Here is a 26,635-nt window from a genome sequence, read left to right on the forward strand (position 1 = left end):
CGCCGCTCACCCGACATTGAGGCAGAGATGGCCCCCCGCAACCGCCAAGGGCTTTACGACCCGCAAGATGAGCGCGATGCCTGTGGTTTCGGCATGGTTGCCCAGCTCGACGACCAGCCGTCCCGACTGCTGGTGGACACCGCCATTGCGGCACTTTCGCGCATGACCCACCGTGGTGGCGTGGCCGCCGATGGCATCACCGGCGACGGCTGCGGCCTGCTGCTGCGCCGCCCCGACGTGTTCCTCAAGGCACTCGCCGCCGAAGCCGGGCTCAGCCTGGGGGCGCGTTTCGCCGCCGGCGTGGTGTTCCTGCCGCACGACGACGCGGCCGCCCAGGCCTGCCGCGATACCCTGGAACAGCAGCTGCGCGATGCCGGCTGTCGACCGGTCGGTTGGCGCCTGGTGCCCACCGACCCCAGCGTGTGCGGGCAACTGGCCCGCGACACCCTGCCGCGCATCGAACAGGTGTTCGTGGATGCCGGTGCGGAGCAGGACGAGGCCACCTTCACCCTGGCCCTGTTCCTGGCCCGCCGCCGCAGCGAACAGCAGCTGCGCGAGCACGCCGACTACTACGTCACCACGCTCAGCCCGAACGCGATCAGCTACAAGGGCATGGTGCTGCCGGACAAGCTGAGCCGCTTCTACGTGGACCTGCAGCGCAACGACCTGGCCTCCAGCGCCATCGTGTTCCACCAGCGCTTCTCCACCAACACGCTGCCGCGCTGGCCGCTGGCGCACCCGTTCCGGATGCTCGCCCACAACGGTGAGATCAACACCATCGAGGGCAACCGCCGCTGGGCGCAGGCGCGCAGCAAGGTGTGGAAGACCCCGCGCTTCGACATCGGCCAGTTCGACCCGGTGATCTCCATGCACGGCTCGGATTCGCAGAGCCTGGACAACATGCTGGAGCTGATGGTCAGCGCCGGCATGGAGCTGATCCAGGCGCTGCGCATCCTGGTGCCGCCGGCCACCCAGTCGCTGGAGTTCAAGGACCCCGACCTGGCCGCGTTCTACGAGTTCTACGGGCTCAACAGCGAGCCGTGGGACGGCCCGGCCGGCATCGTCGCCTGCGACGGGCGCTATGCGGCCTGCACGCTGGACCGCAACGGCCTGCGCCCGGCGCGCTGGATGCTCACCTCCGACCGCCACTTCCTGGTCGCCTCCGAAGCGGGCGTGTGGGAAGTGCCGGCCGAGCGCGTGGTGCGCAAGGGCAAGCTGGGCCCGGGCGAGATGATGGCCATCGACCTCAAGCGCGGTGACCTGCTCGACTCCGATGCCATCGACCGCATCAACCGTGGCCGCGCGCCGTACAAGCAGTGGCTGCAGCAGGGCGTGACCTACCTGCAGACCGAGCTGATCGATCCTTCGCTGGTCGAGGAACCGTTCGACGAGCGTACCCTGCGCAGCTACCACAAGCTGTTCCAGCTGAGCACCGAAGAAGTCGAGCAGATCCTGCGGCCGCTGGCCGAGACCGAGCAGGAAGCCACCGGCTCGATGGGCGACGACACGCCCATGGCCGTGCTCAGCCAGCACAGCCGCCCGCTGTACGACTACTTCCGCCAGGCGTTCGCGCAGGTCACCAACCCGCCGATCGACCCGCTGCGCGAAGACTGCGTCATGTCGCTGACCACGCAGCTCGGCAAGGAGACCAACATCTTCCATGCCGGTGCGGAGACGGTGAACCACGTCATCCTCAATTCGCCGGTGCTCAGCCAGCGCAAGCTGCGCCAGCTGATCAAGATGGAGCAGTACGTCGAGAAGAACCGCCTGATCGACCTGTCCTACAGCCTGGACGAAGGCCTGAAGGCCGGTATCGAGCGCATCTGCGCCGAGGCCGAGGCGGCTGCCCGCGAGGGCATCGTGATGCTGCTGCTCAGCGACCGCTACCCGGTCGCCGACCGGCCGATGGTGCATGCGTTGCTGGCCACCAGTGCGGTCCACCACCACCTGTCCAACGCCGGGCTGCGCTGCGACGTCAACCTGATTCTTGAAACCGGCACCGCGCGCGACGCGCACCACATGGCCTGCCTGCTCGGCTTCGGTGCCACCGCGGTGTACCCGTACCTGGCCTACCAGACCCTGTTCGACCTCGGCCGGCGCGGCATCCTGCAGCTGAGCAAGGGCGGCGAGCAGTCGCAGATCGGCCGCCGCTACCGCAAGGGCATCTACAAGGGCCTGTCCAAGATCATCTCCAAGATGGGCATCTGCACCGTGGCCAGTTATCGCGGCGCGCAGCTGTTCGAGATCGTCGGCCTCGATGACGAGGTGGTCGACCTGTGCTTCCCGGACACCGCCTCGCGCGTGGCCGGCGTGGGCTTTGCGCGCCTGGACGACGAAGCCCGCGAACTCACCGTGCGTGCCTGGAACGACCTGCTGCGCCCGGACGTGGGCGGCGTGCTGAAGTACGTGCACGGCGGCGAATACCACATGTACAACCCGGACGTGGTCATGACCCTGCAGCGCGCCGCGCGCAGTGGTGATGCCGCGGACTGGCAGCGCTACTGCGAGGCCGTGCACGGCCGCCCGGTGTCGGCGCTGCGCGACCTGCTGCAGCTCAAGGCCGCGCCCACGCCCACGCCGCTGGACGAGGTGGCCCCGGCCGAAGACCTGTTCCGCCGCTTCGACACCGCCGCCATCAGCCTGGGTGCGTTGTCGCCCGAAGCGCATGAAGCGCTGGCCATTGCCATGAACCGGCTCGGTGGGCGCAGCAACTCCGGCGAAGGCGGCGAAGACCCGGTGCGTTACGGCACCGAGAAGCGCAGCAAGATCAAGCAGGTGGCCTCGGGCCGCTTCGGCGTCACCGCCGAATACCTGGTCAACGCCGAAGTGCTGCAGATCAAGGTCGCCCAGGGCGCCAAGCCCGGCGAAGGCGGCCAGCTGCCCGGCCACAAGGTCAACGAACTGATCGCACGGCTGCGCTATGCCAAGCCGGGCATCGGCCTGATCTCGCCGCCGCCGCACCACGACATCTACTCCATCGAAGACCTGGCCCAGCTGATCTACGACCTCAAGCAGGTCAACCCCGACGCGCTGGTGTCGGTGAAGCTGGTCAGCCATACCGGCGTGGGCACCATCGCCGCGGGCGTGGTGAAGGCCGGGGCCGACCTGATCACCGTGTCCGGCCATGACGGCGGCACCGGTGCCAGCCCGGTCAGCTCGATCCGTTATGCCGGCGTGCCGTGGGAACTGGGCGTGGCCGAATCGCACCAGGCACTGGTGGCCAACGACCTGCGCGGGCGCACCCTGCTGCAGACCGACGGTGGCCTGAAGACCGGCCTGGACGTGATCAAGGCCGCGCTGCTGGGTGCGGACAGCTTCGGCTTCGGCACCGCGCCGATGATCGTGCTGGGCTGCAAGTACCTGCGCATCTGCCACCTCAACAACTGCGCCACCGGCGTGGCCACCCAGGACGAGCGCCTGCGCGCGCAGTATTTCACCGGCCTGCCCGAGCGCGTGGAGAACTTCTTCCGCCTGCTGGCCGAGGAAGTGCGGGGCTGGCTGTCCTACCTGGGCGTGCGGTCGCTGGACGAGATCGTCGGCCGCACCGACCTGCTGCAACAGCTCGAGGTAGCGCCGCGCCCCGGGGTCAAGGTCGACCTGTCGCGCCTGCTCAACCCGGCCCGGTACGAAGGCAGCCACTGCGCCGCGCAGCGCCTCTACGAATCGCCGGACAGCCTGGCCACGCAGATGGACGGTCTGCTGGCCCCGGCCATTGCCGACAAGCTCGGCGGCGAACACCGCTTCCTGATCCACAACACCGACCGCTCGATCGGCACCCGCCTGTCCGGTGCGATCGCCCGCGTGCACGGCAACCAGGGCATGAGCGATGCGCCGCTGACCCTGCGGTTCCGCGGCACCGCCGGGCAGAGTTTCGGTGCGTTCAACGTGGGTGGCCTGCAGCTGGAGGTCGAAGGCGAAGCCAACGATTACGTCGGCAAGGGCATGGCCGGCGGCCGGCTGGTGGTACGTCCGCCGCGTGGCGCGCGCTTCGAAGCACGCAACACCGCGATCATCGGCAACACCTGCCTGTACGGCGCCACCGGCGGCGAGCTGTTCGCGGCCGGGCGTGCCGGCGAGCGCTTCGGCGTGCGCAACTCCGGCGCGCTGGCGGTAATCGAAGGCGCCGGCGACCACTGCTGCGAATACATGACCGACGGCATCGTGCTGGTGCTGGGCAAGGTGGGCCTGAACTTCGGCGCCGGCTTCACCGGCGGCCTGGCCTACGTGCTGGATATCGACCGTGACTTCGTGGACCGCTACAACCACGAACTCATCGACATCCACCGCATTTCCGCCGAGGGCTTCGAGAACCATCGCCAGCACCTGCATACGCTGATCAGCCGCCACCGCGAACTGACCGGCAGCATCTGGGCGCAGCAGATCCTCGACGAGTTCCGCGATTACGTAGGCAAGTTCTGGCTGGTCAAACCCAAGGCCGCCAGCATCGAATCCCTCACCGACTCGCTGCGCCGCGCCGCCTGACCGTCCACGTAGTGCCGGCCGCTGGCCAGCAACCCAAAAAATCGTAGTGCCGGCCGCTGGCCGGCAACCCAAAAATCGTAGTGCCGGGCTCTGCCCGGCAACCCGAACATTCCGTAGCGCCGGGCTCTGCCCGGCGACCGAACAACGCAGGGCCCACCCATGAGCCGCAAGCAAGCCTTCCAGTTCCTCGACCTGCCCCGGACCATGCCGCAGCGCATTCCCGTCGAACTGCGCACGTCCGGCGACTGGGGCGAGCTGTACGGCAAGTTCGGCAAGGAAGACGCCCAGTTCCAGGCCGGCCGCTGCCTGGACTGCGGCAACCCGTACTGCAGCTGGAAGTGCCCGGTGCACAACGCCATCCCGCAGTGGCTGCAGCTGGTGCAGGAAAACCGCATCCACGAAGCGGCCACGCTCTGCCACTCCACCAACCCGCTGCCGGAAGTGTGCGGCCGGGTGTGTCCGCAGGACCGCCTGTGCGAAGGCAGCTGCACGCTGGAAGAGTTCGGCGCGGTCACCATCGGCGCGGTCGAGAAGTACATCGTGGACACCGCGTTGGCCACCGGCTGGCGCCCGGACATGACTGCCGTGGAGCCCACCGGCAAGCGCGTGGCAGTGATCGGCGCCGGCCCGGCCGGGCTGGCCTGTGCCGACAAGCTGGCGCATGCCGGCATCCAGGCGGTGGTGTATGACCGCTACGAACAGATCGGTGGGCTGCTGCAGTTCGGCATCCCCAGCTTCAAGCTCGACAAGGCCGTGATCAGCCGCCGCCGCAACGTGCTCGAAGGCATGGGCGTGCAGTTCCGGCTGGGCGTGGAGATCGGCCGCGACATCAGCGTGGACCAGCTGCTGGCCGAGTACGACGCGGTGTTCGTCGGTACCGGCGCCTACCGCTATACCGACGGCGGCCTGCTTGGCCAGGACCTGAAGGGCGTGCTGCCGGCGCTGCCGTTCCTGGTGCAGAACAGCCGCATCGTCGGCGGCAGCGACGCGCACGGCCGGCCCATTGCCGGCTGGGAAGACCAGATCGCCCTGCCCGACCTGGAGGGCAAGCGCGTGGTGGTGCTGGGCGGTGGCGACACCGGCATGGACTGTGTACGCAGCGCGGTGCGCCTGGGCGCGGCCAAGGTGACCTGCGCCTACCGCCGCGACGAAGCCAACATGCCCGGCTCGGCGCGCGAAGTGGCCAACGCGCGCGAGGAAGGCGTGCGCTTCCTGTTCAACCGCCAGCCGCTGTCCATTGAAGCCGGCGCGGACGATGAGGTGATCGGGGTGATGGTGGTGGAAACCCGCCTGGACGAACCCGACGCGCAGGGCCGCCGCAACGCGGTGCCGATCGAAGGCAGCGAATCGCTGCTGGAAGCGGACGTGGTGATCATCGCCTTCGGCTTCTCGCCCAGCACCCCGGCGTGGCTGACCGAGCGCGGCGTGGAAGCCGGCCACAACGGCCGCATCATCGCCGGTGGCAAGGACCGCCTGCCGTTCCAGACCGCGCACCCGCGCCTGTTCGCCGGCGGCGACGCCGTGCGCGGTGCCGACCTGGTGGTCACCGCCGTGGCCGAGGGCCGCGATGCGGCGGCCAGCATCGCGCAGCTGCTGGCGGTGTAACGCAGGACCGATGCAGCGGCCGCGTTATGCGCGGCGCCGTAGAGCCGGGCTCTGCCCGGCTGCCCTTACGCCGCGTTCGACAACGGCGGGGCCGCACGCACCCCGGCCCGCTCGATTTCCAGCGCCAGCAGCAGTTCAATCTCGTCCAGCTGGTCGCGGATACGTCCATTGCTGGCGTCATCGGCATGATCGTTGTCGATGTGCGCGTCGAGCATGCGTGCCAGCCCAACCAGCAGCACGTCGGCATCGCCGCTGGCGGCATGCCGCAGCAGCCTACCCAGCGCGCGGATGCGGGCACTGCGATCCGCAGCAAGGGACTGGACCGACATGTCCTTGGGAACCTGGGAGAGAGCCATGGCGGGTTTTCCTGATTGACTGACGACCTCCACTGTCGGTTATGGCCCGCTGCCGGGCTATGCAACTAATACGAAAATGCGTGAAGACGCGTGCCCGGGTTCGCAGTTCCGCAGCACGGGAAGCGACATAGAATGCCGATTGCCCCTCCCTACCGGATCATCCCCATGCGCATCGGCCTGGCCGCCAACCGCCTGCACCACCACGACAAGCACGCCGCCCTGTTCCGCTGGCTGCGCGCCTGCGACAGTGGCCTGCGCGAGCTGGGCGTGGAGCTGCATGCGGTCGGGCGCACCTTCGATGCGATCCAGCGGCTGGGCTTCCTGCCCGATTTCGCCCCGCTCAAGCGCTATCCCAACGGGCGCGAGGGCGGCCTGATGAAGCTGGTGGCCGAAGTGGTCGGGATGGGCTCGCCCGAGCGCACCCTGGACGGGGCGATCTACCTGATGGACCCGGTGGACCCGTCGTCGATCTTCCCCGAGGCCACCGCGCTCAAGCGCCAGTGCGTGATCCACGGCAAACCGTTCATTTCCACCGTGGCCACCGCGCGCGACTGGGTGGAAGTGGAGCGCGTGCACGCGGGGCTGGCCGCCGATCCGGGTGCCGACGACCTGCATGCGTTCGAACGGCAGACCCTGGCCCTGATTGCGCACGACGCCATGAAGCCGGCCATCCTGGCCTTTGCCGACGAGCACTTCGACCTGCTCTCACGCTTCGCCCACCGCGTGGGCACCGGCACCACCGGCCAGCGCCTCAACGAGCTGGCCTGGAGCCGCGGCTGGCCGCAGGACCAGGCCTGGGTGCAGCGCTACCAGAGCGGCCCGATGGGCGGCGACGCGCAGATCGCCGACCGCGTACTGGAAGGCCACTGCCAGCGCGCGATCTTCTTCGAAGACCCGCACGTGGCCCGCCAGCACGAGGCCGACATCCAACTACTGGAACGCGCCGTCACCACCGTCACCGACCAGGCCGTGTGCATCACCGCCCCCCGCGTGGCCGCCCGCTGGGCGCAGGCCGCCACCGCCCGCGCCACCCGGTAGGTACCGACCGTTGGTCGGTACGGAAGATACCGGTAGTGCCGGCCGCTGGCCGGCAACCTCGGGGGCCTGGATGTCATGGGCAGCCGACCAACGGTCGGCTCTACCCACCGGGCTAGGCAGCCGACCAACGGTCGGCTCTACCACCGGGCTACGCAGCCGACCAACGGTCGGCTCTACCCTCCGGGCTGCGCAGCCGACCAACGGTCGGCTCTACCACCGGGCTGCGCAGCCGACCAACGGTCGGCTCTACGGGGTGGGGGTCAGCAGTTGCCGCAACGTGGCCTTCAACCGCCGTCCTTCGGCCTGGAAATAATCGCGCTCCTGCCGCCACGCCGGAAAACGCTGCTCCACCTCGGCCCAGAAGGCCGGCGAGTGGTTGGCCTGGATCAGGTGGCAGAGTTCGTGCACCAGCACGTACTCGAAGGCCGATGACCGGCCCAGTACCAGCGCCAGGTCCAGGGCCATACTGCCGTCGGGCGCCAACGAGCCCCATTGCGAGGACATCACCTTCAGGCGCAGCCGTGCCGGTGCGCGCGGCAGCGCGGGCAGGTAGCGCGGCAACCACTGGCCCACATCGGCGCGGGTCTGTGCTTCGTAGAATTCGCGCAGGGTGCGGCGCAGCGTGGCGTCGGTACCGCGCGCCGGCCAGTGCAGGCAGGCCCCCTCGCCGTCCACGTGCATGTGCGCGAAGCGACCGCTTTCCCACCGCAACGGCAGCAGCGCACCGCGCAACGGCAACACGCCGGGCTCGCCGATCACGAGCGGGGGCGGCAGGTTCTGCGCCTGGTAGCTGCGCAGCTGCGTGGACAACCAGTCGCGGTGTTGTTCGAGAAAACGCTCGCCCATCACCAGGCTGGCCCGCGGCGGCAGCGTCAGGCGCACGCCCCGCTCGTCGACGCTGAGCTTGATCCGCCGCGCACGCGGATCGCGCACGCGCAGCACGTCGATCTCGGCATCTTCCAGCCGCAGTCGAACCGTGTCGCGCTGCAGGGTGGGGGCAGCCGGCGAAATGAGGCGGCGGAGGAATCCGGACATGGGTACAGCATAGCGCCGGCAGTGACCGGCGCATGACTGCGCGCTGTTCAGGGCGCTGCCAGGTACCCAGAACGTAGAGCGGGGCTCTGCCCCGCTGCCTTTCCGGGCGGGTGCCACGTGCGTGAAGCAGCGGGGCAGAGCCCCGCTCTACCTGCTCTGGTACCGGGCGGAATCAGCGGGGCAGAGCCCCGTTCTACCGGGTGCGTGAAGCAGCGGGGCAGAGCCCCGCTCTACGCGGTGGCGCCGGTGGCTCAGTCGGCCTTGCTGAGCTTGAAGGCCTCTTCCAGCAGCAGGAACAGGCGCCGTACTTCGCCGCTCTGCAGGGCGAAACGGGCGTCCAGTTCGGCGCGGCGGCCGTCGTCGTCGGCGTGTTCGAGCTGGTCCAGCGCGCCGTCCAGGAACTTCAGCTTGCGCACGATCAGGTCGTCGCCCAGCACGAAGGACAGGTTGTCCTCGAACACCAGCGCCAGCTTGGTCACCTGCTTGCCGGCATCCAGGTGCTTGTCGATCTCGTCGCAGCGCAGTTCCTGGTGCTGGCACTTGACCACCGCACCGCCCTCGGCCGGGTCCTTCATCTCGCACTCTTCGCCCAGGCTCAGCCCGGTGGGCAGTTCCTCACCGGCAATCCAGCCGGTCAGGATCGAGCGCGGGGCCACTTCGGCGTTGAGCGGCATCGCCGGGAAGCTGCCGAGCAGGCCACGGATGTCGGACATCACGTTCTCGCCGGTCTTGCGGCTGGAACTGTCCACCGCCACGTAGCCGTGGGTCAGGTCGATCAGGGCGTCGGTGCGCGAGCTCTTCACGAAGGCGCGCGGCATCAGTTCGTGCAGCAGGTCGTCCTTGAGGCGCTTGCGCTCGCGGCCGCCGGGCTTGCGCCCTTCCTTCTCTTCGATCTCCTCGAGCTTGCGCGCCAGCAGGTCGTTGACCACCGCGCCCGGCAGGATCTTGTCCTCGCCGCCCACGGTGAGCCACAGCGCATCGCCGATGCGGTGCGAGAACACGGTCTTTTCCTCGCGGCCGAACGGCGAGATGAAGCCACGCGAATTCATTTCAAGCGGACCCACCGGCTTGAGCAGCACCTGCGGCAGCAGGGTGTCTACTTCGGAAAAGTCGGTGGCGGTCGGGAAGCGGAACAGCGTCAGGTTGCGAAAGAACATGGAAGTCCGAAGTAGGTCGTGAAGGGAAGGCGGGGCGGTGGGCGGCTCAGGCCGGCCCGGGCGCGCCGCCGATGTCGGGGGTGTCGTCGGCCCAGGCCGACGGCGGGGACGGCACGGCGGTGGCCGGGCTTCGGGCCAGCGCCATGAAATCGAACAGGGCCGGGTCGGCCAGCTGCGACGGCTCGACGGTGCCCAGCGCGCGGGCGATCTGGTCGATGCGGCCGGGGTGCTGCTGCTCCCACTGCTGCAGCATCTGGCCCACCTGGCGGCGTTGCAGGTTGTCCTGGCTGCCACACAGGTTGCACGGAATGATCGGGAATGCGCGGGCCTGCGCATACGCGCGGATGTCGTCCTCGGCCACGTAGGCCAGCGGGCGGATCACCACGTGCTGGCCGTCGTCGCTGCGCAGCTTGGGCGGCATGGCCGACAGCTTGGCGTGGTGGAACAGGTTGAGGAAAAAGGTGGCCACGCTGTCATCGCGGTGGTGGCCCAGGGCGATCTTGCTGAAGCCGTTTTCCGCCGCGTGGCGGTACAGCGCGCCGCGCCGCAGCCGCGAGCACAGCGAACACATCGTGCGCCCTTCCGGAATGACCCGGCTGACCACCGAATAGGTGTCCTGCTCGATGATCTGGTAGGCCACGCCGATCGATTCCAGGTACTGCGGCAGCACGTGCGCGGGAAAGTCCGGCTGCTTCTGGTCCAGGTTGACCGCCACCAGCTCGAAGCGCACCGGCGCCTTCTTCTGCAGCTGCAGCAGCACGTCCAGCAGGGTGTAACTGTCCTTGCCGCCGGACAGGCACACCATCACCTTGTCGCCGTCGGCGATCATGCCGAAGTCGGCAATGGCCTGGCCCACCTGGCGGCGCAGGCGCCGCGCCAGCTTGTCCTGCACGGCGTCGGCCGCGCGCGGATCGCGGGCGCGCGGGACGGGATCGGGCAGGCGGATGACGGCGGAATGCATGGTGTCATTCTACCGGCTGGGGGGCACCCTCACAGGGACCCCGTCGTGACTGCGTTCACTCCCGGGCGTCATCGCAGATGTGTATGCTCGACAGCTGTGGATACCCTCACACCCGAGCAGATCAGTGTCCGTCTTGCCGAACTCCGGCAGGAACACCGCGTGCTGGACGAGCAGATCCAGCGCATGGCCGCCAACGGCGAAGACGAACTGGAAGCCAAGCGCCTGAAGCGGCGCAAGCTGCAGTTGAAGGACTGCATCGCCAAGCTGGCGGACATGCTGATTCCAGACGAACCCGCGTAGAGCCGACCGTTGGTCGGCTGCGGTTGGTCCCGATCCCCGCCGATGTTCCGGGGGTAGAGCCGACCGTTGGTCGGCTGCGGTCCGTCGCGATGCCCGCCGATGGTGCGGTCGGACGGATGCGCCTCCGCGCATCCGCTTCCGTCAATCCGTGCTGACCGGTTCTTCCGGCTTGGCCGCTTCCGGGCTCACCCGTTCGATGGTGTGGCGCAGCTCGCGGCCGAGGATGAACTTGGCGTCCTTGGCCCACGCGTCCAGGCGGTCGTCGAACAATAGCTTGCTGTTCTCGTCCGGCCACACCAGGCGCAGTTCGCGCAGCTTCTGGATGAAGCCGCGGAACAGCGTGCGATCGAAGAACTCCGGCGCGGCCGGGGCATAGAGCAGGCTCAGGCGCTGGGCGGCCTGCTGGCACAGGCTTTCCAGCTCGGCCGCACCCAGCGTGCCGGGGCCGTTCTTCACCAGCACCGAGATGGCGATGTAATAGCGCTCGAATGCCTGCTGCAGCGAATGGCCGATGGCACGCAGGCGGAACACTTCATCGGTCTGCCCGGTATTGCGCGCCAGGATGCCACCGTCGTCGTCGTTGACGTTCTGCAGCAGCCCTTCGCGCACGAACACGTTGATGGTCTGCTCGATGCGCTGGGCAAACTCTTCCTCGGTCCACGGCAGGAACAGCTCGGCCTGCAGGAACGGGTACACCGTGCGGCCCAGCTGGACCAGGCCGGTGCGGCTCATGCGGCGGTTGTTCTGGAAGCAGCACGCCACCCACGACGACGCGGTGAACAGGTGGATGACGTTGTTGCGGAAGTAGCTGAGCAGCACCGCGGTGTCGCCGCTGACGCTGAGCACGTCGCCCAGCGGGTGCTTGATGCGGGTGAGGACGTTGATTTCCTCGGCGTGGGCGATGATGCGGTCCGGCGAATGCGGGGTCACCGTGACCCGGTCCGAGTACGGCATTTCAACCAGCAGGGTCTTGCACAGCTCGATCTGCGCGATCAGGTCGGCTTCGCCCATCGCGTGCTTGGGCGTGGACAGCAGCGCCAGCGCCAGCAGGTTGATCGGATTGACGTCGGCGGCGCCGTTGATGTGCACCTGGATGCGTTCGGCCAGGTGGTCGACGGTGCCCGACAGCCACGACGGTTTCTCGTCTTCGCTGACCGGCTGGCCGTTCCAGTCCGGCGCCTGCTGGGCGAGCACGTCGTTGAGCGCGATCGGCTCGCCGAAGTTGACCACCACCTGCCCGTAATTCTGCTTGAGCACCTTGGGAATGGACCACAGCAACGACCAGATCGATTCCTTTTCCTTCGGCCGGCCGGACAGTTCGTCCAGGTAGCTGCCGCCTTCCATCAGCTTTTCATAGCCGATGTAGACCGGCTGGAACAGCACCGGCTTGCGCGGCTGGCGCAGGAACGCGCGCAGCGTCATCGAGATCATGCCGCCCTTGGGCTGCAGCAGGCGCCCGGTACGCGAGCGACCGCCTTCGACGAAGTACTCGATTGAATAGCCACCGGCCACCAGCTGGGCCACGTACTCGCTGAGCACCGCCGAGTACAGCGCATTGCCGCGGATCGAGCGGCGGATGAAGAACGCACCGCCCTTGCGCAGCAGCGTGCCGACCACCGGCAGATTCAGGTTGATGCCGGCCACGATGTGCGGCGGCACGATACCCCGGTCGTACAGCAGGTAGGACAGCAGCAGGTAGTCCATGTGGCTGCGGTGGCTGGGCACGTAGACCACTTCGTGCCCGGGCGCCGCCGCCTTGAACTTGTCCAGGTGATGGACCAGCACGCCGGCGTAGATACGGTTCCAGACATGGCTGAGCATGAAGCTGGCCGAACGCACCACCGGGCTGGAATAGTCCGCGGCGATTTCCCAAGCGTAGGCATGCGCCTTCTTCCAGGCATCGGCCGGCTTGGAGTTGTCGCGCTTGGCCTGCGAGGCGATTGCCTCGCGCACGGTATCGGCGTCCAGCACCTTGTCCACCAGCAGGCGGCGGGTGGACAGGTCCGGCCCGATCACCGACTCGCGGATGCGGCGGAAATGGGTACGCAGCACACGCTGCAGCTTGCGCACGGTGCGCTCGGGGTCCAGCCCCTCGTCGATCGTGCTGCGCAGCGAGATCGGCGGGGCGAACCGCACGATGGTGCTGCGGCCGTTGAGCAGCACGGCCAGCAGGCGGCGGAAGCGGCCCACCAGCGCCCAGTTTTCCGAGAACAGCACCGCGAACCAGCCGCTCTGCTTGTCCGGGGCGCGGCCGACGAAGATCGACACCGGCACCAGGTGCACGTCCAGCTCATCGCGCGCGCGATGGGCCTGCAGCACCTTGGCCAGCGAATCGGAATGGGTCTTGGCGCCACGCTGCTCGGGAATCAGCGAGTTGCTGCTGCTCCGCCGCGACAGCGCCACGTAGGCGCGCTTGCGCCCGGTGGGGTCGCCGGCGATGGGCACCAGCGGCGACGGCAGGCCGGCCTCGCGGCAGGCCTTGTCCAGGATCAGCGCGTTGGACAACCCGTAGTCTTCCAGCACGTAGACCACCGGGCGGCCGTCGTTGTACTGGCCGGGGTGTTCGGGTTCGATCTTCAGCGACAGCCACGGCTCGACCAGGCGGCCAAGCAGGCGCGCCCACCACGGGCGGCGGCCAACCGGGGCGCGGGTGCCGGGCACGATCGCGGCGGGCGCGACGCTGTCCGGGTCGACCTCGGCAGAGGGGGCAGCCGTCGCCTGGCCGGGATCGGCCGGGGCGCCGGTGGCGGCCACGCTGTCGGGCGACGCGGACGAAGCGTCCGGGGTCTTGGGCGGCTCTTCGCCGGGGAAAGGCAGGGGATTCTGGTTCGGCATCGGCTTCATTATGGCTTAGCCGGTGCAGAAGCACCGTCCTTGACCTGCGCGGCGGCCTCTGCTTTGGCCGCCTCGGCGGCGTCATGTTCAGCTTGCGCGGCCTGCGCGGCGTCGGCGGCCTGCAGCAGCGCGTCGGCCTGTTCCAGCGTGCGGGCCACGTACCAGTGGCCATCACGGCGGGTCATGCGCACCTGCGCCTCGATCTGCTCGCCTGCCAGCGGGTACTGCACCCGCACCACCGCGTCGTTGCCCAGTTCGGACACCAGCTCGCCGCGCAGGCCGATCAAGGCCTCATCCAGCGCCAGGCCGTAGCTGGCCAGCGCGGTCTTGAACGCCTTGAAGAACGGCGCCAGGCGGCGCAGCGACTCCTCCATGCCAGCCGCCTGCAGCTGCGCATCGGTGGACAACCCGGCGGTGCGCGCGGTGGCGGTGAGCAGGGTGATGGTGGTGCGGGCGCGCTGCTTGTCGGTCAATGGCGCGGCCGCCGCCCATTTGCTCAGGGCGTCCACCACCTGGCTGTAATGGGCGCGTTGGGCGTCGGTGTAGTCGCTCTGGTTGCGCAGGTACTGCACGCCGAACAGGCCCATCGAGTGCGCCGCCTGGCGCACGCCGGTGGCCTGGCCGGCAATCTGGGTATCGAACGAGCGCTGCAGGCGCTGCGGTGCGTCCGGTCGCGACAGCGAGGCCAGCATCGGCAACAGCTGGCCATCCAGCGGCAGCTCGGTGAGCGGCCAACGGCTGTGCCCCTGCGCCCAGGCGGCCTGCAGGCGCGTGTAGTGGGCCGGCGGTACCGACGCGCGGGCGTAGCCGAGCAGGTCGTTGTCGGCCACGTGCCGGGCCAGCTGTTGCAGTGCGGCCACCGGTTCGGCGGCCGGCGCATCCGGATCGATCCGGTCCCGCTTGCAGGCCCCCACCAACAGCGCCCCACACAGGACCAGGGCCATTGCCTGCCCCCGGTACTGCCACGACTTGGACGACATGGACATGAATTCGGACTCCCCGGACCGGATCGCATCTTGCGGCCTGCGCCCCTGACGCGGCAAGCCACCCACCGGCCAACCCGGCCCAGCCCCCTGGAATGGAACCGAACGGGGTTCGATCAGTGGCGATCCGTGGCAATCAGGCGCTCTTCGTGCCGGAACACGCGGGAGGGCGACGCCGCTGCGTCGCCCTCCCACTGCCACGGTACATCGGTCCACAGTACCGCGCCGCGTGTTTCCCGCCGGTGTCAGTCCCCCAGCCAGGTCGCGGCGATGAAGTCCTTGATGTAGCCATCGCCCAGCCGCGCGTACACGCCCGGGTAGCCGGCCTGGGCGCAGCCCTGCCCCCAGCTGACCACGCCCAGCACCGTCCAGGCGCCGCGCCGCTGCACCAGCAACGGCCCGCCCGAGTCGCCCTGGCAGCTGTCGATGCCTTCTTCCCCGGCGCAGATGACCGCACCCGCCTGCAGCCCGGGATAGGCCTGCCGACAGGTGCGGAACGACACGAACGGCGTTTTGACGGTCTGCAGCACGGTGGGCGAGGCAGCGTCGCCCTCCAGCCCGGTGTCGCCCCAGCCGATCACATCGAACCGGCGCCCGGCCCGCAGGTAACCGGCATCACTGCCATCCAGCATCTGCGCCGGGGTGACGCCGGCCAGGGGTTCGCGCAACTGGATCAGGGCCACGTCGTTGACCAGGGTGTTGCTGTCGAACGCGGGATGCACGTGGATGGCGCGGATGTTGGACGGCCGTTCGCGGGCCGTGGCGTCCAGCGTCGTGGCGCCGCCGAGCACCGCATACCCGGCGGGCTGGGCACCCTCGACGCAGTGGGCGGCGGTGAGGACCCAGGACGGGGAAATCAGCGTGCCGCCGCACCAGTGCCGGGTGTGGTCGGAGTCGCCGAAATCCAGCCGCTGCAGGCTGACCATGAACGGATATTGCCCAGGCAGTGCGTCTTCGCCGCCGATGATCAGCGGGCGCACGGGCTCGCCACCGGGCAGCGCGGGTGCTGCGTGTGCGGCAAGGGACAGGGCAAGGAAACCGGCGGCCAGGGCCAGTCGGGGGAAGACATGCATGCGGCACCTCCATTGCGTTGATGGAAACAGGCCGGGCAGGAATGCACCGGCAGGATCGATTCCATCGCAGGGAGGGGCAGCGGAACGGGTGCGTAATCCCAGTTCACCGGGAGTGCGGCGTTTCCTGATGCGTGGGCGCGGCGTCCGGGAAGGCCGTCGGCGTTGTTCGGGGGTCATGCCGCCATCGCACGTGCGGCGTGCCCGGCGGGTAGTCGCCCACCCGCCGCACAACGTCGCGGCGGCGGGTCGGGCGGGCACGCGGGCTCAGGCCTGGCGGGCGCGCCAGGCGGTGGCGATTTCCAGCTGGATGGCGTCGGCGGCGGCACGCGGGTCGCTGGCCAGGCGGATCGGGCGACCCACCACGATGGCATCGGCGCCGTCGGCGAACGCCTGGGCCACGCCCACGGTGCGCTTCTGGTCGTCGCCCACCGGGCCGCCGGGGCGGATGCCCGGGCACACGATGGAGAAACCGGCACCGGTGGCGGCGCGGATCGGCCCGGCTTCCTGCCCGGAGGCGATGACGCCGTCGATACCGGCGGCCTGGGCGGCCAGTGCACGCTCGACCACCACGTCCACCGGTTCGCGGTCGATGCCCATGCCGCGCAGGTCCTCATGGCCCATCGAGGTCAGCACGGTGACCGCCAGCAGGCGCATGTCGCTGCCGTTGGCGGCCGCACAGGCCGCCATCATGGCCGGGTGCCAGCCATGAATGGTGGCGTAGCTCACCGGCCACTGCGACAGGCGTTTGATCACCGCCGCGGCGGTGGCCGGGATGTCGAAGAACTTCAGGTCGACGAACACGCGCTTGTTGCGCGCGGCCAGCGTCTCGAGCACCTGGAAGTACTCGCCGGAGGCCAGCAGTTCCATGCCGATCTTGTAGAACGACACGCTGTCGCCCAGCCGGTCCACCCACGCCAGCGCTTCGTCGCGGCCCGGCACATCGAGCGCGAAGATCAGGCGCTCGTCATCGCGCAGCGGCAGCGGGGCGCGGCTCACGGCGCGTAGTCCAGCGCGGCGCGCTTGGCGTCGTGGCGGGCCTGGCGCGACTGGCTGTAGTCGTTGTTGAACTGCGCCGGCTCGAAGCCGCCGTAGGTCGGGTTGGGCAGCATCCACCAGCGCTCGCCGAACCAGTCGTGGTACTGCTGCAGCAGTGCGTCGCGACCGTCGTTGGTGTTGGCGGTGACTTCCACGAAGTCGCCCAGCTGGTCGCCGAACTGCATCAGCACGCGGTACTTCTGGCCGGCCAGGCGGCGGCGGCAGTTCTTCTCGCTGCCGGCCTGCTCGCAGCCTTCCACCACGGTGCCCAGGCCCAGGAACACGCTGTCGTCGGCCACCGGCAGGCCTTCGGCGCGCAGGTTGGCCAGGGTGGCCTCCTTGAGGTGCACGGCGCGGTTGGAGATGTACAGCAGGGTCACGCCCTTGGCATTGGCGGCCTTGGCGAAATCGACCACGCCGGGGATCGCCTTGGCCTTCTTTTCGGCCACCCACTGGTCCCAGGTCATCTCGTCGTATTCCTTGCCGTCGCGCACCAGGCGCGCCTGGTAGGGCGAGTTGTCCAGCACGGTTTCATCCACGTCCAGCACCACGGCCGGCTTCAGGCCCTTGGCGGCGTTGCCGCGCTCTTCGGACACCAGCGCGTCCCAGTTGGGTTCCTTCAGCGCCTTGTCCAGGTGGTCGGCGGCGGCGCGGTAGGTCTGCTCGGTGATGGCCCGGTATTCCTGCGCGCGCTGCATCCACAGCACCGCGTTGAGGTTGTCGTTGGCCGACACGGCGGCATCGGCGCTGGCAGCGGGCGCGCCGGCGGGGGCCGCAGCGGCGGCCGGCGGGGCGGCATCGGCCGGGGCTTCGGTGCGCTTGCAGGCACTCAACGCCATCACGGCGCAGGCAAGCACGGACAGGGAAACAGCAGCAGTACGACGCATCGGGGTCACCAGCAACAAAGTCGCGCCAGTTTACCGGCTTGTCCGGCCCGGTTCATGCCATCGGCGGGGCTCGGCTATGCTGCACGCCCCTGAAACACCCCGGAGCGCGCCATGACCGACGACACCCAGACCCCCGCCCTGCCCGTGCTGAGCGCGGCCCAGGCCCGCGCCCTGGGCTGCCTGATCGAGAAGGAGGCGACCACCCCGGACGCCTACCCGCTGACGGTCAATGCCGCCCAGGTGGCCGCCAACCAGAAGACCGCGCGCGAGCCGGTGATGGCGCTGTCGGCCGGCGATGTGCACCACGCGCTGCGCCAGCTGGAAAGCCTGGGCCTGGCGCGCCAGCAGTTCTCCTCGCGGGCCGAGCGCTACGAGCACCGCGCCGGCAGTGCGTTGGATCTGACCCGGCAACAGCTGGCCATCGTGGGCCTGTTGCTGCTGCGCGGCCCGCAGACGGTGAACGAGCTGCTGACCCGCAGCGAGCGCCTGTTCCAGTTCCAGGACGCCGAGGAAGTGCGCCACCACATCGAACGCATGATCCAGCGCGGTATGGCGGTGCAGCTGCCGCGCGCCAGCGGCCAGCGCGAGGACCGGTACATGCACCTGCTGGGTGGCCCGGTGGACGTGCAGGCGTTGGCGGAGAGCTACAAGGGGTCGTCGTCGAGCGGTGGCGGTGGCAGCCCGGCGCTGGAAGCGCGCGTGCAGCAGTTGGAGGCCACGGTGGCGGAGTTGCAGGCGCAGTTGGCGGAGTTGCGCGCGCAGTTGGGGGGGTGAGGGGCAGCCGACCAACGGTCGGCTCTACCCTGTGTTGCGTGGCCGGTTGTCGGCGTCAGGGGGCCGGGGCGCCCGGGGTGGCGAACAGCAGCACGACATCCCCGCCATGCGGTGGCGGCAGCAGCAGGTCGCCGCGGTCTTCCATGCCCAGCTTGCGCAGCAGCGCAGCCGAACGCAGGTTGTCCGGCGACACGATGCCGTACAGATCGGTATGGCCCAGCACGTCGCGGGCGTAGTGCATCACCCCGCGCGCGGCTTCGAACGCGTATCCGTTGCCCTCGTACTGGGCCAGCAGCGCGTAGCCGATGTCCGGGGCGGGCAAGCCGTCGCGGCGCACCAGTCCGGCATTGCCCAGCCACGCACCGTCGCTGCGCCGGATGATCGCGTACATGCCGAAACCATTGAGGGTGTAACTGCCCAGCACGCGCTCGGCGGTGTAGTCGCGCGCCTGCGCCAGGGTGCGCACGCCACGGTCGGCGATGTTGCGGATGAAGCCCGGCTCGTTCAGCAGGGCCAGCATGTCGGCCGCATCGTGATCGGGATCGATCAGGCGCAGGTGCAGGCGTTCGGTCTGGATCACGGCGGACATGCGGGTACCGGTGGAAGGCGATACGCCGATTGTGCAATGCGCGCCCCGAACACGGTAGAGCCGACCGTTGGTCGGCTGCTCTTCGAGGCGGGGCATGGCAGCCGACGCGCTTCGGGCAGCCGACCAACGGTCGGCTCTACCCGTGCAGTGGGTCAGTCGAATAGTGCCTGGATCGCGGCCAGGCCCGCGCTGGCGCGCTCTTTCTTGCGCGCGGCGTCGGCGACGGGGTCTGCGCCGTCGCGCTGCATTTCCTCGGCCGGAATTTCATCGAAGAACCGGCTCGGCTTGAGCCGCACGTGCTCGCCGAACTTGCGGGTGAGCTTGCTGTAGCTCATCCACAGCTGCACCTTGGCGCGGGTGATGCCCACGTAGAGCAGGCGCCGTTCTTCCTGCAGGTTGCCTTCGTCCAGGCTGACCTGGTGCGGCAGCACGCCATCCTCGCAGCCGATGATGAACACGTACGGGAATTCCAGGCCCTTGGAGGCGTGCATGGTCATCATCCGCACCTGGTTGCCGCCGTCGTCCTTGTCGTTGCGCGACAACAGCGCCAGCTGTGCGGCCAGGTCGGCGGTGGTGGCGCCGCGCGGGCCGCCTTCGAACCACTGCGCCAGCTCTTCCAGGTTGCCCAGCCGGCGCTGGTAGACCGACTCTTCCTTGCACGCGCTGCGCAGTTCGGACACCAGCCCGGATTCCTTCACCAGCTTGCGCACCAGGTCGCCGGAACTGAGCTTGGGCATCTCCGCGCGCAGGTCGCGCAGGATGTCGGTGAAGCGGCTCAGGCCGTTGGCCGCGCGCGGTGGCAGCTGCGACAACGCGCCAATGGCTTCGGCCGCGTGCGCCATCGGCAGCTCTTTCTCCGAGGCAAGTTCAGCCAGCTTGGCCAGGGTGCCGGCACCCACTTCGCGCTTGGGCGACTGCACCGCACGCATGAACGCCGTATCGTCGTCGGGGTTCACCAGCAGGCGCAGCCACGACAGCGTGTCCTTGACCTCCTGGCGTTCCAGGAACGCGGTACCGCCGGTGATGTGGTACGGCGCGCGCACCAGCTGCAGCGCTTTTTCCAGCGGCCGCGACTGGAAATTGCCGCGGAACAGGATGCAGAAATCGCTCCAGGGAATCTTCTTCGACGTCGCCAGGAAGGAGATCTCGGCGGCTACTTTCTCCGCTTCGTGCTCGCTGTTGCGGCACTCCCACACGCGGATGCGCTCGCCGTCGGCCTGGTCGCTCCACAGCTTCTTCAGATGCTCGTGCGGGTTGTTGGCGATCAGCGCGTTGGCCGCGCGCAGCACGCGGTTGGAGCAGCGGTAGTTCTGCTCCAGCTTGATGATTTCCAGCGCCGGGTAGTCGCGCGCCATCTGCTGCAGGTTTTCCGGGTTGGCGCCACGCCAGGCATAGATCGACTGGTCATCGTCGCCCACGCAGGTAAAGTTGCCCTTGCTGCCGGCCAGCTGCTTGAGCAGCCGGTACTGCGCATCGTTGGTGTCCTGGCATTCGTCGACCAGCAGGTAGCCAATGCGCTCGCGCCAGGCCACGGCGATCTCCGGGTTCTCTTCCAGCACCTGCACCGGCAGCCGGATCAGGTCGTCGAAGTCGACCGCGTTGAACGCGGTCAGGCGCAGCTGGTAGCGCTCATAGACACTGGCCGCTTCCTTCTCGCGGGTGCTGCGCGCGGCCGCCATGGCCTGCTCGGGCGACAGACCGGCGTTCTTGGCGCGCGAGATCAGGTTCTTCACGTCCTCGATGTCGTCGGGCTTGGCGCCGTACATCAGGTCCTTGACCTGCGAGGTGGCATCGTCCGCGTCGAAGATCGAGAAGCCGCGCTTGAGCCCCACCGCCGCGTGCTCGATCTGCAGGAACTTCAGCCCCAGCGCGTGGAAGGTGCAGATGGTGACGTCCTCGGCATCCCCGCCGTGCAGGCGCTTGGCCACGCGCTCGCGCATTTCCTTGGCCGACTTGTTGGTGAAGGTGATCGCCGCGATGCGCCGCGCGGGGTAGCGCTTGGTCGCGATCAGCTGGGCGATCTTTTCCACGATCACGCGCGTCTTGCCGCTACCGGCGCCGGCGAGCACCAGTAGAGGACCTTCGCAGTGCAGCACTGCAGCGCTTTGGGGGGGATTGAGACCGTGCATGCCATCTCCGGGGGAGGAGCATTGTACCGGGCCGCCCGGCCGGGTCGGAGGGCCCGGCCGCGGCGGACGATTGCGTCCGCCGGCCCCGCCGGGCCGCCACGGGAGCCGGCCAGGCGTCTAGAATTGGCCGATGGCCAAGCTCTATTTCTATTATTCGGCGATGAACGCCGGCAAGACCACCACGCTGCTGCAGTCGGCGCACAACTACCGGGAACGGGGCATGCGCGTGGCCATCCTGACCCCGCGCCTGGACGACCGCGCCGGGCGGGGCGTGGTGGCTTCACGGATCGGGCTGAAGGCCGACGGCGTGGCCTTCGACCGCGACACCGACCTGCAGCGACTGATTGCGCAGGACCTGGACGCCCACGGGAAGCTCGGCTGCGTGCTGGTCGACGAGGCGCAGTTCCTGAGCCGCAGCCAGGTCTGGCAGCTCAGCGAGGTGGTCGACCAGCTGCGCATTCCGGTGCTGTGCTACGGGCTGCGCACCGATTTCCGCGGCGAGCTGTTCGAAGGCAGCCAGTACCTGCTGGCCTGGGCCGACGAGATGCAGGAGATCAAGACGATCTGCCACAGCGGCAAGAAGGCCACCATGACCGTGCGGGTGGACGAGCACGGCCATGCGGTGCAGGACGGCCCGCAGGTGGAGATTGGCGGCAACGAGCGCTACGTGTCGGTGAGCCGGGCCGAGTTCAAGAAGATCACGCGGGGCGAGGGCAAGATCGAACCGGCCCAGGCGCAGTTGCCGATGTGAGCAGCAGCCGGGCAGAGCCCGGCGCTACGTCTGGAACGGTTCGCCTGCCCTCAGTACAGCGTGCGCTCCGGCGCGCCCTTCGGCGGCGGGCTGTACTGGTACAGCCAGGTTTCGGTCAGGGTCTTGCCGCCGCTGCGCAGGTACAGGCGGATGTCGATCTGGTCGGTGGAATCGTCCGGCGGGACCAGGTCGAACATGGCGCGGTAACCCTTGATCTCGCGCAGCGGGCGCGCCGACACGATCTCCACGCGGCCTCGGCTGGCCTGGACCACCGCTTCCACCTCGCCCTTGTCGATCAGCGCGGCCAGCTCGCCGCCTTCGAAATCCACCGCGAAGCGCCACGAGAAGTACGCCCGCTTCTTGCCGATCACCCCGCCCAACCCGGTGCGGCTGTCCACGCAATGCGCCAGCGGCGTGCGGGCCGGCGGCTGCGCGCCCCAGTACAGACGGTAGCCCAGCAACAGCTCCTGGCCCGGCTGCGGCTTGGCCTCCGGGTTCCAGAACGCCACGATGTTGTCGAAGGTTTCATCCACCGTGGGGATCTCGACCAGCTGCACCGAGCCCTTGCCCCACTGGCCCTTCGGTTCCACCCACAGGCAGGGGCGCTTCTCGTAGAACACCCCGTCGTCCTGGTAGTGGTCGAAGTTGCGGTCGCGCTGCAGCAGGCCGAAGCCGCGCGGGTTGTTGTCCACGAACATGTTGAAGCGCAGGTTGTGCGGGTTGCACAGCGGGCGCCAGATCCACTCGCCGCTGCCGGTCCACATCGACAGGCCGTCGGTATCGTGGATTTCCGGGCGCCAGTCCCAGGCCATGCGGCGGTCGTTCTCGCCCACCTGGTACATGCTGGTGCACGGGGCGATGCCCAACCGCTCGATGGCCTTGCGCGGGTACAGGGCGCAGTCGATGTCCATCAGCAGGGTGTCGCCGTTGGTGATCGCAAACCGGTACGCGCCGGCCACGCTGGGCGAGTCCAGCAGCGCATAGACGACCAGGGTGTTGGAGTCGGCCGCCGGCTGTTCCAGGTAATAGGCGATGAAGTCCGGGAACTCCTCGGGCTTGCCCATGCCGGTGTCGATGGCCAAGCCACGCGCCGACTGGCCGTACTGGCCTTCCTTGCCCACGGCACGGAAATAGCTGGCGCCCAGGAACGCGGCGAAATCACGGTTGGTGTCCTGGCGGGTGTTGAGCCGGAAGCCGGCAAACCCCAGGTCGGCCGGCAGGTGGCTGCCCTTCAGCCCGCTCTTGCCGTAATCGAACGCGGCCGGGTCGTAGGCCAGCTCCTGCGCGGTGCCGTCGACCACGTCGAACATCCGCACCGGGGAATGGAAGTACAGGCCCAGGTGGAAGAACTTGGCCTGGTACTTGCCGGGCTTGTCGGCCCACAGCGCATGGTCCTGGCGGTAGCTGATGGACTGGTACTGGTCCCAGTCCAACGCTTCCAGCGGCCCGGGCAACGTGCGCTTGTGGGTCTGGTAGGCGGCCTGCGACAGCGCGCGCGCCTGGCCCTTGAGGGTGGCGAAATCGAACGGCTGCGGCTGGCCGAGCCGGCGCAGGCCCACCTGGCTGCCCTGCGCGGCGCAGGCCGGCAGCGCCGGGAAGCCGATCGCGGCCAAGGCCAGGGAGGCATTGCGGATGAAGTCGCGACGTTGCATGCAGGCAGCACTGGCAGGAAAGGGCCGGCCATCATAGGCAGGCGAACGTTAAATCGCCGAGGTGGCGCGCGCGTGGCGTTCAGCCAGCCCGCCGCTCAGCGGGTGGTGGCCAGCGTCGCACTGGCGCAGGCCTGCAGCGCCTGGTCGATGTCGCGCAGCGTGGTGCCGCCCTGCGGCCACTGCACCCGGGCCTCGCCCTGCAGCCGCAGCAGCGCCTCGCGGCTGCGCAGCGGCGTCTGCGCGCAGTGCAGCGCGGCCAGGCGGGTGCGCGCCTGCCAGCGCACGGCGGTGCTGGCCGGGTCCGGCGCGCGGCTGTCGGCCACCGCCAACAGCACGCGCTCGGCCTCCACGTCCTGCCCCATGCGGGCCAGGTTGCGGCCCCAGGCCAGCTGCAGGGCCTGTTGCCCGGCCATGGCCTCGGCACCGCCCTGCCGGTGGCGCAGCATCAACTGCGCCAGCTGGTCGCCGGCCTGGCGCGGGTCGCCGTAGGCACTGGTGATCTCGGCCATCCGCAGGTCGGCCTGCTGCACCGACGGATCGTGGTCGCCGCGTTGCGCGGCCTGCCATTGGCGGCCTTCATGCAGGGCGGCCAACCCGGCCTGCCAGCGCCCGGCCTGGGCCAGGGCACTGCCGTAGTCGTACAGGCCCTGCGGCAGCAACCGCACGCAGTCCGGTTGCCGCCAGATCGCCACGGCATGCTCGAAATCGACCACGGCCTCATTGCTGTCACCGCGCTCCAGCGCCAGCAGGCCCAGCGCGTGCCAGCTCAGGCCGGTGTCGCGGTGCTGCTCGCCCAGCGCCAGCCGGGTCAGGCGATGGACCTGCTGCAGGGTCGCGTCCGCCTGGCGCAGGTCACCGCGCTGCAGGGCCAGCACGCCACGCAGGCGCCGGATCGACAAGGTCTCCGGATGGTCCGGCCCATACAGGCTGACCGCATCGGACCAGGCGATGTGCAGGGTCTGCTCGGCGGCCGCCAGGTCACCCTGCGCGGCAAGGGTCTCGCCTAGGTGGCGGCGCAGGACGATCAGCTGCGGTTGGCGCTCGCCGGGCCGCAGCTGCAGCAGCTGCAGCGCCTGCTGGTAGCCGGCCAGGGCCGCCTGCGGGCGGCCGTCGTCACTGTCCAGCGCGGCCAGGTCGGACAGGCTCTCGGCGGTGCCGGCGGTGTCGTGCAGGACGTCGCGGCGCACGGCCAGCGACAGCGCGAAGGCCGCGCGCGCCTCATCGCGGTAGCCCAACAGCTGCTGGCAGCGGCCCAGCTGGGCGTGGTACTCGGCCACCAGGCCGGGCAGCGCGCTGCGCTGTTGCGCGGCCAGCGACTGCATCGGGGTCATGTGCGCCACGCACTCGCGCGAGCGGCCCAGCATGCGCAGCGCGCGTCCGCGCTGGGTCACCGCTTCCAGCTGCAACGGGGGTGGCACCTCGCCCGCCTGCTCCAGCAGTGCGCGCTGGCGGTCCAGCGTCTGCAGCGCAAGTTGATAGTCACCCATGCCGATCCGCAGGCGTCCGATCACGCCCTGCAGATCGGCCAGCGACAACGGCTGATCGGCCAGCTCGGCCTCGCCGCGCTGCTGCCCGGTGGCCAGCAGCTGGCGCACGTCGAAGCTGCCATGGCGCACGCCGGCGGCGCGGTCGAACAGGCCCACGGTGAATTCCTGCATGGCCTGGGCGCGGGCGATTTCGCGCCGTGCCTGCTGCATCTGCCATAGCGCCACCACCGCCAGGCCAGCCAGCGCCACGGCCCCCAGCGAGCCCACCGCCACGCCCCAGCGGTGCCGGCCGATGTACTTGCGCAGGCGGTACAGGGTGCGCTGCGGCCGCGCATGGATGGGCCGGCCCTCCAGGAATCGGCGCAGGTCCTGCGCCAGCGCTTCGGCCGAGGCATAGCGCTGTGCCGGTTCCTTCTGCAGGGCCTTGAGCAGGATGGTGTCCAGGTCACCGCGCAGGCGCCGGGCCAGCCGCCGATCGGCCAGCGTGGGCGGGCTCCCGGCGCTGCCGCGCAGCACCACCGCCGAGGCGCGCGGTGCGGTCACCTCCAGGATCGAGCGCTCCCATTCGGCATCGCTGTGGCGGCGCAACCGGTAGGGCTTGCGCCCGGTGATCACTTCAAACAGCACCACACCCAGCGAGTACACATCGGTGAGCGTGGTGACCGGTTCGCCGCGCACCTGTTCGGGGGCGGCGTAGTGGAGGGTGAACGCGCGCGCCTCGGTGGCCGGATGCTGCGCGTTGTCGCGCGCCTCCGGGTCGTCAAGCAGCTTGGCGATGCCGAAGTCGAGCAGCTTCACTTCACCGTGGGCGGTGACCAGGATGTTGGAGGGCTTCAGGTCGCGGTGCACGATCAGGTTGGCGTGCGCATGGGTGACCACCGCGCACACCTGCAGCATCAGCTGCAGGCGGCGTTCCAGCGGCGGCTGCAACTGCTGGCAGTAGTCGGTGATCGGCTCACCTTCCACATACGCCAGCGCCAGGTAAGGCTGGCCCTGCAGGTCGACGCCGGCATCGAGCAGTTCGGCCAGGTTGGGGTGCTGCAGCCGCGCCAGGATCTCGCGCTCGCGGCTGAAGCGCTGGCGCAGGCCGGGGTCGGCATAGCCACTGCGCAGCAGCTTGAGGGCCACCTGGCGCTGGTACAGGCCATCGGCGCGTTCGGCGAGCCAGACCTCGCCCATGCCGCCCTCGCCCAGCGCGCGCAACAACCGGTAGGGCCCGATCAGGGTGCCGGCGCGGCTGTCCTGCGGGGCGGCGGTCCACAACGGCTGGGCCATGAACTCGTGGCTGTCGCGCTCGTGTTCCAGCAGGCGTTCCAGGTCGTCGGCCAGCGTCGGATCGGCCAGGCGCAGCTGCGCCAGCCGCTGCGCACGCGGCCCGTCGGCAAGTTCCAGCAGTTGGTCCAGCAGCGAAGACACCTGCCGCCAGCGCGACGCTTCCATCGATCTGCTCCCCGAACGATGTACCACCGCCCGCGCCGCCACGCGGGACCGTCATTGCCCGCCGTG

19 protein-coding genes are annotated in these 26,635 nt (G+C 69.2%); 6 read left to right on the forward strand and 13 right to left on the reverse strand.

Going from position 1 to position 26,635, the window contains the following annotated elements:
- Positions 1 to 27 precede the first annotated feature (27 nt).
- Both gltB and DX03_RS19530 read left to right on the forward strand, forming a co-directional pair.
- Positions 28 to 4,482: a glutamate synthase large subunit gene (gltB, locus tag DX03_RS19525; RefSeq protein WP_038691392.1), complete on the forward strand. Its 4,455-nt coding sequence runs from the start codon at positions 28 to 30 to the stop codon at positions 4,480 to 4,482.
- 159 nt (positions 4,483 to 4,641) lie between these two features.
- On the forward strand, positions 4,642 to 6,087 hold the full coding sequence (locus DX03_RS19530) for an FAD-dependent oxidoreductase (protein WP_038691394.1): 1,446 nt from the start codon (positions 4,642 to 4,644) through the stop codon (positions 6,085 to 6,087).
- A gap of 65 nt (positions 6,088 to 6,152) precedes the next feature.
- Here DX03_RS19530 and DX03_RS19535 read toward each other — a convergent pair whose 3' ends face one another.
- Positions 6,153 to 6,443, reverse strand: coding sequence for a hypothetical protein (locus DX03_RS19535; RefSeq protein ID WP_051598943.1), 291 nt, complete (start codon positions 6,441 to 6,443; stop codon positions 6,153 to 6,155).
- Positions 6,444 to 6,608: 165 nt separating this feature from the next.
- On the opposite strand from DX03_RS19535, the gene DX03_RS19540 reads away from it, so the two are divergent.
- Positions 6,609 to 7,481: a methylglyoxal synthase gene (locus DX03_RS19540; protein WP_038691398.1), complete on the forward strand. Its 873-nt coding sequence runs from the start codon at positions 6,609 to 6,611 to the stop codon at positions 7,479 to 7,481.
- A gap of 246 nt (positions 7,482 to 7,727) precedes the next feature.
- Here DX03_RS19540 and DX03_RS19545 read toward each other — a convergent pair whose 3' ends face one another.
- From DX03_RS19545 to ttcA, 3 genes are all read right to left on the reverse strand, one after another.
- Positions 7,728 to 8,516 (reverse strand): M48 family metallopeptidase, encoded by a 789-nt coding sequence (locus DX03_RS19545; protein ID WP_038691400.1) that lies wholly within the window; start codon positions 8,514 to 8,516, stop codon positions 7,728 to 7,730.
- Positions 8,517 to 8,767: 251 nt separating this feature from the next.
- Positions 8,768 to 9,673, reverse strand: coding sequence for a recombination-associated protein RdgC (locus tag DX03_RS19550; RefSeq protein WP_038691402.1), 906 nt, complete (start codon positions 9,671 to 9,673; stop codon positions 8,768 to 8,770).
- A 46-nt stretch (positions 9,674 to 9,719) separates the two neighbouring features.
- Positions 9,720 to 10,634: a tRNA 2-thiocytidine(32) synthetase TtcA gene (gene ttcA / locus DX03_RS19555; protein WP_038691404.1), complete on the reverse strand. Its 915-nt coding sequence runs from the start codon at positions 10,632 to 10,634 to the stop codon at positions 9,720 to 9,722.
- 96 nt (positions 10,635 to 10,730) lie between these two features.
- Here ttcA and DX03_RS19560 point away from each other — a divergent pair, with 96 nt between their 5' ends.
- Positions 10,731 to 10,934: a YdcH family protein gene (locus tag DX03_RS19560; protein ID WP_038691406.1), complete on the forward strand. Its 204-nt coding sequence runs from the start codon at positions 10,731 to 10,733 to the stop codon at positions 10,932 to 10,934.
- Positions 10,935 to 11,075: 141 nt separating this feature from the next.
- On the opposite strand, the gene plsB is transcribed toward DX03_RS19560, so the two are convergent.
- The 5 genes from plsB to DX03_RS19585 form a co-directional block, all read right to left on the reverse strand.
- Positions 11,076 to 13,778 (reverse strand): glycerol-3-phosphate 1-O-acyltransferase PlsB, encoded by a 2,703-nt coding sequence (gene plsB, locus DX03_RS19565; protein ID WP_038691409.1) that lies wholly within the window; start codon positions 13,776 to 13,778, stop codon positions 11,076 to 11,078.
- Positions 13,778 to 14,755: a hypothetical protein gene (locus DX03_RS19570; protein ID WP_038691411.1), complete on the reverse strand. Its 978-nt coding sequence runs from the start codon at positions 14,753 to 14,755 to the stop codon at positions 13,778 to 13,780. The genes plsB and DX03_RS19570 overlap by 1 nt, the downstream gene beginning before the upstream one ends.
- Before the next feature lie 242 nt (positions 14,756 to 14,997).
- Complete coding sequence (locus tag DX03_RS19575) at positions 14,998 to 15,825, reverse strand: S1 family peptidase (RefSeq protein WP_038691413.1); 828 nt, start codon at positions 15,823 to 15,825, stop codon at positions 14,998 to 15,000.
- 264 nt (positions 15,826 to 16,089) lie between these two features.
- The gene (gene pyrF, locus DX03_RS19580; RefSeq protein WP_038691415.1) at positions 16,090 to 16,821 is read right to left on the reverse strand and encodes an orotidine-5'-phosphate decarboxylase; all 732 of its coding nucleotides are present in this window, start codon (positions 16,819 to 16,821) and stop codon (positions 16,090 to 16,092) included.
- Positions 16,818 to 17,747 (reverse strand): 5'-nucleotidase, lipoprotein e(P4) family, encoded by a 930-nt coding sequence (locus DX03_RS19585; RefSeq protein WP_038692698.1) that lies wholly within the window; start codon positions 17,745 to 17,747, stop codon positions 16,818 to 16,820. The genes pyrF and DX03_RS19585 overlap by 4 nt, the downstream gene beginning before the upstream one ends.
- Positions 17,748 to 17,858: 111 nt before the next feature.
- Between DX03_RS19585 and DX03_RS19590 the strand changes: the two genes are divergently transcribed.
- Positions 17,859 to 18,521 (forward strand): YceH family protein, encoded by a 663-nt coding sequence (locus DX03_RS19590; protein WP_038691417.1) that lies wholly within the window; start codon positions 17,859 to 17,861, stop codon positions 18,519 to 18,521.
- Positions 18,522 to 18,576: 55 nt separating this feature from the next.
- On the opposite strand, the gene DX03_RS19595 is transcribed toward DX03_RS19590, so the two are convergent.
- Positions 18,577 to 19,110 carry a GNAT family N-acetyltransferase gene (locus tag DX03_RS19595; RefSeq protein WP_038691419.1) on the reverse strand — a complete coding sequence of 178 codons (534 nt, stop codon included), beginning with the start codon at positions 19,108 to 19,110 and terminating at the stop codon, positions 18,577 to 18,579.
- A gap of 152 nt (positions 19,111 to 19,262) precedes the next feature.
- Positions 19,263 to 21,239 carry a UvrD-helicase domain-containing protein gene (locus DX03_RS19600; protein WP_038691421.1) on the reverse strand — a complete coding sequence of 659 codons (1,977 nt, stop codon included), beginning with the start codon at positions 21,237 to 21,239 and terminating at the stop codon, positions 19,263 to 19,265.
- Positions 21,240 to 21,369: 130 nt separating this feature from the next.
- Between DX03_RS19600 and DX03_RS19605 the strand changes: the two genes are divergently transcribed.
- The gene (locus DX03_RS19605) at positions 21,370 to 21,990 is read left to right on the forward strand and encodes a thymidine kinase (protein ID WP_038691423.1); all 621 of its coding nucleotides are present in this window, start codon (positions 21,370 to 21,372) and stop codon (positions 21,988 to 21,990) included.
- A 50-nt stretch (positions 21,991 to 22,040) separates the two neighbouring features.
- On the opposite strand, the gene DX03_RS19610 is transcribed toward DX03_RS19605, so the two are convergent.
- Both DX03_RS19610 and DX03_RS19615 read right to left on the reverse strand, forming a co-directional pair.
- Positions 22,041 to 23,642, reverse strand: coding sequence for an OpgD/OpgG family glucan biosynthesis protein (locus DX03_RS19610; RefSeq protein WP_038691425.1), 1,602 nt, complete (start codon positions 23,640 to 23,642; stop codon positions 22,041 to 22,043).
- Between the two features lie 95 nt (positions 23,643 to 23,737).
- Entirely contained in the window at positions 23,738 to 26,569 is a 2,832-nt protein-coding gene (locus DX03_RS19615; protein ID WP_038691427.1) for a serine/threonine-protein kinase, read from the reverse strand.
- Positions 26,570 to 26,635 lie beyond the last annotated feature (66 nt).

The organism is Stenotrophomonas rhizophila, assembly GCF_000661955.1.
Taxonomy (GTDB): Bacteria; Pseudomonadota; Gammaproteobacteria; order Xanthomonadales; family Xanthomonadaceae; genus Stenotrophomonas; species Stenotrophomonas rhizophila.

Bases quoted from the DNA above. Each gene is read 5' to 3' on its own strand.
- gltB (WP_038691392.1), top strand. From the start codon at position 28: ATGGCCCCCCGCAACCGCCAAGGGCTTTACGACCCGCAAGATGAGCGC.
- DX03_RS19530 (WP_038691394.1), top strand. From the start codon at position 4,642: ATGAGCCGCAAGCAAGCCTTCCAGTTCCTCGACCTGCCCCGGACCATG.
- DX03_RS19535 (WP_051598943.1), bottom strand. From the start codon at position 6,443: ATGGCTCTCTCCCAGGTTCCCAAGGACATGTCGGTCCAGTCCCTTGCT.
- DX03_RS19540 (WP_038691398.1), top strand. From the start codon at position 6,609: ATGCGCATCGGCCTGGCCGCCAACCGCCTGCACCACCACGACAAGCAC.
- DX03_RS19545 (WP_038691400.1), bottom strand. From the start codon at position 8,516: ATGTCCGGATTCCTCCGCCGCCTCATTTCGCCGGCTGCCCCCACCCTG.
- DX03_RS19550 (WP_038691402.1), bottom strand. From the start codon at position 9,673: ATGTTCTTTCGCAACCTGACGCTGTTCCGCTTCCCGACCGCCACCGAC.
- ttcA (WP_038691404.1), bottom strand. From the start codon at position 10,634: ATGCATTCCGCCGTCATCCGCCTGCCCGATCCCGTCCCGCGCGCCCGC.
- plsB (WP_038691409.1), bottom strand. From the start codon at position 13,778: ATGAAGCCGATGCCGAACCAGAATCCCCTGCCTTTCCCCGGCGAAGAG.
- DX03_RS19570 (WP_038691411.1), bottom strand. From the start codon at position 14,755: ATGTCCATGTCGTCCAAGTCGTGGCAGTACCGGGGGCAGGCAATGGCC.
- DX03_RS19575 (WP_038691413.1), bottom strand. From the start codon at position 15,825: ATGCATGTCTTCCCCCGACTGGCCCTGGCCGCCGGTTTCCTTGCCCTG.
- DX03_RS19585 (WP_038692698.1), bottom strand. From the start codon at position 17,747: ATGCGTCGTACTGCTGCTGTTTCCCTGTCCGTGCTTGCCTGCGCCGTG.
- DX03_RS19590 (WP_038691417.1), top strand. From the start codon at position 17,859: ATGACCGACGACACCCAGACCCCCGCCCTGCCCGTGCTGAGCGCGGCC.
- DX03_RS19595 (WP_038691419.1), bottom strand. From the start codon at position 19,110: ATGTCCGCCGTGATCCAGACCGAACGCCTGCACCTGCGCCTGATCGAT.
- DX03_RS19600 (WP_038691421.1), bottom strand. From the start codon at position 21,239: ATGCACGGTCTCAATCCCCCCCAAAGCGCTGCAGTGCTGCACTGCGAA.
- DX03_RS19605 (WP_038691423.1), top strand. From the start codon at position 21,370: ATGGCCAAGCTCTATTTCTATTATTCGGCGATGAACGCCGGCAAGACC.
- DX03_RS19610 (WP_038691425.1), bottom strand. From the start codon at position 23,642: ATGCAACGTCGCGACTTCATCCGCAATGCCTCCCTGGCCTTGGCCGCG.
- DX03_RS19615 (WP_038691427.1), bottom strand. From the start codon at position 26,569: ATGGAAGCGTCGCGCTGGCGGCAGGTGTCTTCGCTGCTGGACCAACTG.